Below are 5251 nucleotides of genomic sequence, written 5' to 3'. Positions count from 1 at the left end.
GGTACACACAAGGTGTACCGGGCCCCGCGGCGTCGCTTCGAGCCGTGCCGTCCGCTAGGCGGACTTGCGGCTGTCTCGCGGATGTACGGCGATGTTCATGGCGCCGGAACGAAGGACCGCCAGCCTCTCGGCCAGGACCTCCTCCAGCTCCTCGCGGGTGCGCCGCTCCATCAGCATGTCCCAGTGCGTACGCGCCGGCTTGCCCTTCTTCTCCTCGGGGCCGTCCCCGTCCACCAGGAGTGCCTGGCTGCCGCAGACCTTGCACTCCCACTCCGGCGGAATTTCCGCTTCCACCGAGAAGGGCATCTCAAAACGATGGCCCTTCTCGCATGCGTACTCCACGGCCTGGCGCGGGGCCAGATCGATGCCGCGGTCGGTCTCGTAGCTGGTCACCACGAGGCGCGTGCCGCGAAGAGCTCGCTCACTCATGAATCGTGCCTCCCGGGCTTGTCGCCCACAGGACAGGTGTCGCTGTCGTCGTCATCCGGTCAACGTCCGGTCGGCGGTAAAGATTCCCGTTCCGGGTCATGCGTCGCCCGTCGTGCCGCCCCTTGTTCTACCCACCAGTGCCCGGTTTGTCACATCTGGCATCAGATGTCACCCAGCGTCTTCACCAAAGCAGCACGCAGTAACGGTCCGCCTGGCAGGCCAAAGGCGTACACTACCGGCCTTTCAGTTCCGCGTCTAAATCCGCTCCGGAACCGGGTTGCCGGCGGCGGCCACCGCACGCCGTACGGGTACCCGCGCGAGCAGTACGAAACCGGCCGCGAAGAAGATCACGAGAGAGATGATGGCATCCCGGTAGCTCCCGGTCAGCTGATACGCGAGACCGAACACCAGTGGCCCCAGCCAGCTCAGGCCCCGGTCGCTCATCTCGTACGCGGAGAAGTACTCCGCCTCCTTGCCGCGCGGCACCAGATGGGAGAAGAGCGAGCGTGACAGCGCCTGGCTCCCGCCGAGGACGAGACCGATCGCCGCCGCGAGAAAGAAGAACGCCACCGGCGCGCCGGCCGGCAGGAAGTACCCGGCCGCCAGGATCAGCGTCCAGACCGCCAGTGACCCGAGGATCACGCGCTTGGCGCCGTACGAACGCGCCATCCGCCCCATGCCCAGCGCCCCCGCGACCGCGAGCACCTGGACCAGCAGCACCGCCGTGATCAGCGTCGTCTGCTCGAGCCCCAGCTCCTCCGAACCGTAGATCGACGCCTGCGAGATCACGGTCTGCACGCCGTCGTTGTAGATGAGGTAGGCGAGCAGGAACGACAGCGTCAGCGGGTGGCGGCGCATGTCCCGCAGCGTCGCCATCAGCTGCCGCCAGCCACCGCCGACCGCTCCTTCGCCCTGCGGCCGGACGTGCCGGTCGCGCAGCCGTCGCAGCGGCACGAGGGTGAAGGCCCCCCACCACAACCCGGCCGAGGCCAGGCAGATCCGAACCGCCATGCCCTCCGTCAGGCCGAACGACTCGTGCCCGGAGTACAGGACCAGGTTGAGGACGAGGACCAGGGCGCCCGAGGTGTAGCCGAAGGCCCAGCCCCGCGAGGAGACCGCGTCCCGTTCGTCCGGCTCGGCGATCTGCGGCAGATAGGCGTTGTAGAGCACCATCGAGACCGCCAGTGAGGCGTTCGCCACGATGAGCAGGAACGCGCCGAGCAGATAGCGGTCGCCGCTGAGGAAGAACATCCCCGCCGTCGCCGCCGCGCCGGTGTACGCGGAGACCGCGAGCAGCGGCTTCTTGCGGCCCGTACGGTCCGCCGCCGCGCCCACCAGCGGCATCACGAGGACCGCCACCAGGATCGAGACCGAGACGGCGTACGCGAAGAGCGAGCCGGCCCGCACGGGTATGCCCAGGGGGTGGACGAAGCCGTCCGCGTCGGCCGCCGCCTTCGCGACCGAGGTCAGATAGGGGCCGAGGAACACCGTCACGACGCTCGTCGAGTACACCGAGCAGGCGAAGTCGTAGAAGTACCAGCCGCGCTGCTCGCGTCTGCGGTCGGCCGGATCGGCGGCGTGCTTCTCCGGTTCGGTGGTGTCGGCAGTCACGGCCGCGGCCCCCTCGTTCGTCCCCGTGGCGGGACGCGCGGTCAGACCCACGCGCCCCGAGCGGTCAGCACTGCGCGCAGCGCCTCCAGATGATCGGTCATGATGCCATCCACCCTCAGGTCGAGGAGAGAGTTCATCCGCTCCGGATCGTTGACGGTCCACACATGCACCTGAAGACCGCGGGCGTGGGCCTCCCGCACGAAACGGCGGTCGACGACCGGGATGCCGCCCTGGCTGGCGGGCACCTGCGCGGCGACCGCGCCCGCGCGCAGCGCCGCGGGGATGCCGAGCGAGCGCAGCCGCAGGCCGAGGACGCCCTTCACGCCGTACGAGGTCGCGAGCCGCGCACCCGCCAGGCGCTGCGCCCGGGCCACCCGGCTCTCGGTGAAGGAGCCGACGCAGACCCGGTCCCACGCCCCGGTCCTGCGGATCAGGTCGACCAGCGGGACCAGGGACGACTCGGCCTTCAGGTCCACGTTCCAGCGCGCCTCGGGAAACTCCTCCAGGAGCTCCTCGAAGAGCGGCAGCGGCTCCTTGCCCGCCACCCGCGCCTCGCGGACGGCGTCCCACGGAAGATCGCGGATGCGCCCGGCGGCGTCCGTGACGCGGTCGAGCGTCGAGTCGTGGAAGGCGACCAGGGCGCCGTCCGCGGTGGTGTGCACATCGGTCTCGAAGTAGCGGTATCCGGCGGCCGCGGCCCTGCGGAAGGCGGCCGCGGTGTTCTCCAGGCCGTCCGCCGTGCCGCCGCGATGGGCGAACGGAATGGGCGACGGGTGGTCGAGGTAAGGGTGGCGTACGCGAGTCACCGCCGCAGTATCGCCTGCTCCGGTGTCCCCGAGGCGACCACGGTGCTGCTCATGTCCTTCTCGGGGATGGCGAACCTGCGCAGGAAGAACTGCGCGAGCGGCCCGATGCTCAGTGCGTAGAGGACCGTGCCGACGCCGACGGAGCCGCCGAGAAGGAAGCCGGTGGCGACCACGGCGACCTCGATGGCCGTGCGGACCAGCCGGATCGAGCGGCCCGTGAGCCGGTGCAGCCCGGTCATCAGACCGTCGCGGGGGCCGGGGCCGAACCGAGCGGCGATGTAGAGGCCGGTCGCCGCCCCGTTGAGGACGATGCCGAGGACGAGGAGAGTGATCCGCGCGACGATTCCGTCGGCATCCGGGACCAGGGCGAGCGTTCCGTCCATGGCCACGCCGATGACGAAGACGTTCGACACCGTGCCGAGCCCGGGCTTCTGCCGGATCGGGATCCACAGCAGCAGGACGGCGGCCCCGACGATGATCGAGACGACCCCGATGGTCAGTCCGGTCTTCTCGGCGAGACCTTGATGGAGGACGCCCCACGGCTCCAGACCGAGCCCGCCGCGCACCAGGAGCGCCGAACTGATCCCGTACAGCGCCAGTCCGACATACAGCTGCGCGAGCCGACGGGTCAGATGACGACCGGTGAGCCGGCCGCGGAGGCCGGAGGCGATGGACAAGGTGGTGCCCCCTGTGTGGTGGTGGTGGACTGACTCATGACACTCTGTGGCGGGGGATCGCATCCCAACCATGGCCAATTCGAGGAAGGTGGACTGACTTCCATGGCTCAGTGGACCTCGGCCGTCGGGCCGGCCCAGCTGGCGCGGCAGCTCCAGGCGCAGCAGCCGCGCCCCGCGGGACCGGGCGCGCGCAAGCCGCCCGCCTACCGCGCGCTGGCCGACGGCATCCGCCTCCTCGTGCTGGAGGGCCGCGTGCCCGTCGCCGCCCGGCTGCCCGCCGAGCGTGAACTCGCCGTGGCGCTCACCGTCAGCCGTACGACGGTCGCGGCCGCGTACGAGGCGCTGCGCGCCGAGGGCTTCCTGGAGTCGCGGCGCGGGGCCGGCAGCTGGACCGCCGTCCCGGCCGGGAACCCGCTGCCCGCGCGTGGGCTCGAACCGCTGCCCCCGGAGTCGCTCGGCTCGATGATCGACCTCGGCTGCGCGGCGCTGCCCGCCCCCGAGCCCTGGCTGACCCGGAGCGTCCAGGGGGCCCTGGAGGAGCTGCCGCCGTACGCCCATACGCACGGGGACTACCCGGCCGGCCTGCCCGCGCTGCGGCAGATGCTCGCCGACCGGTACACCGAGCGCGGCATCCCGACCATGCCCGAACAGATCATGGTCACCACCGGCGCGATGGGCGCCATCGACGCGATCTGCCATCTCTTCGCCGGCCGCGGCGAGCGGATCGCCGTCGAGTCGCCGTCGTACGCCAACATCCTCCAGCTCATGCGCTCGGCGGGCGCCCGGCTCGTGCCCGTCGCGATGGCCGAGGGCCTGACCGGTTGGGACCTGAACCGCTGGCGGCAGGTGCTGCGGGACGCGGCGCCGCGGCTCGCGTACGTCGTCGCCGACTTCCACAACCCGACGGGCGCCCTGGCCGACGAGGACCAGCGACGGCAGCTCGTCGACGCGGCCCGCTCGGCCGGCACGGTCCTGGTCGTCGACGAGACGATGTCCGAACTGTTCCTGGACGACGGCGTGGAGATGCCCCGGCCCGTCTGCGCCTTCGACCCGGCGGGCGCGACGGTGCTGACGGTCGGCTCTGCGAGCAAGGCGTTCTGGGCGGGCATGAGGATCGGCTGGGTGCGGGCCGCGCCCGACGTGATCCGCTCCCTGGTGGCGGCGCGGGCCTACGCGGACCTGGGCACCCCCGTCCTGGAACAGCTCGGCGTCAACTGGCTGATGCGCACCGGGGGCTGGGAGCAGGCCGTCGACATCCGCCGCACCCAGGCGCGGGAGAACCGTGACGCGCTGGTGGCGGCGGTGCGGGCCGAGCTCCCGGAGTGGGAGTTCGACGTCCCGCGCGGAGGACTGACGCTCTGGGTCCGCACGGGCGGCCTCTCGGGCTCGCGGATCGCCGAGGTCGGCGAGCGGGTGGGCGTACGGGTGCCCTCGGGGCCGCGGTTCGGCGTGGACGGTGCCTTCGAGGGGTACGTCCGGCTGCCGTTCACGGTCGGCGGCCCGGTCGCGGAGGAAGCGGCGGCCCGACTGGCGGCCGCGGCGCGGCTGGTGGAGTCGGGCGCGGGAGCGGGCGTGGAGCCCTCGCGGACGTTCGTGGCCTAGGGATCCGCCCCTGATCCGCCGGACACCCCGCGGCGAGCCTCACACGGAGGGCGCGGCGCGGCGGGGTCCGTGCCGGAGGGTGGACTCACGCCGGAGGGCGGGTACGGACCGTGGTCCGTACCCGCC

The 5251-nt window shown here is 71.8% G+C and carries 5 protein-coding genes; 1 reads left to right on the top strand and 4 read right to left on the bottom strand.

The annotated features are described in order from the left end of the window. Positions 1-54: 54 nt before the first annotated feature. The 4 genes from ACFQ7Q_RS37525 to ACFQ7Q_RS37510 form a co-directional block, all read right to left on the bottom strand. Positions 55-429 carry an RNA polymerase-binding protein RbpA gene (locus tag ACFQ7Q_RS37525; RefSeq protein ID WP_026278069.1) on the bottom strand — a complete coding sequence of 125 codons (375 nt, stop codon included), beginning with the start codon at positions 427-429 and terminating at the stop codon, positions 55-57. A 255-nt stretch (positions 430-684) separates the two neighbouring features. Further along, entirely contained in the window at positions 685-2040 is a 1356-nt protein-coding gene (locus tag ACFQ7Q_RS37520) for an MFS transporter (RefSeq protein ID WP_383563573.1), read from the bottom strand. A gap of 41 nt (positions 2041-2081) precedes the next feature. After that, positions 2082-2846, bottom strand: a complete 765-nt coding sequence (locus ACFQ7Q_RS37515) for a glycerophosphodiester phosphodiesterase family protein (RefSeq protein WP_383563570.1) — start codon at positions 2844-2846, stop codon at positions 2082-2084. Continuing rightward, complete coding sequence (locus tag ACFQ7Q_RS37510) at positions 2843-3523, bottom strand: YitT family protein (RefSeq protein WP_383563567.1); 681 nt, start codon at positions 3521-3523, stop codon at positions 2843-2845. Before ACFQ7Q_RS37510 ends, ACFQ7Q_RS37515 begins: the two co-directional genes overlap by 4 nt. 102 nt (positions 3524-3625) lie before the next feature. Here ACFQ7Q_RS37510 and ACFQ7Q_RS37505 point away from each other — a divergent pair, with 102 nt between their 5' ends. After that, a complete protein-coding gene (locus ACFQ7Q_RS37505) occupies positions 3626-5125 on the top strand; it encodes a PLP-dependent aminotransferase family protein (RefSeq protein ID WP_383563564.1) in 1500 nt (499 codons plus the stop codon). Positions 5126-5251 lie beyond the last annotated feature (126 nt).

The organism is Streptomyces sp. NPDC056527, assembly GCF_042794475.1.
Lineage (GTDB): Bacteria > Actinomycetota > Actinomycetes > Streptomycetales > Streptomycetaceae > Streptomyces.
Note: the sequence above shows the minus strand (reverse complement) of the source record. Positions and strands in the feature narration are given on the sequence as shown.

What these genes read in the sequence shown, in the direction of transcription:
- ACFQ7Q_RS37525 (WP_026278069.1), bottom strand. Translation starts at nt 429, where the DNA reads ATGAGTGAGCGAGCTCTTCGCGGCACGCGCCTCGTGGTGACCAGCTAC.
- ACFQ7Q_RS37505 (WP_383563564.1), top strand. Translation starts at nt 3,626, where the DNA reads ATGGCTCAGTGGACCTCGGCCGTCGGGCCGGCCCAGCTGGCGCGGCAG.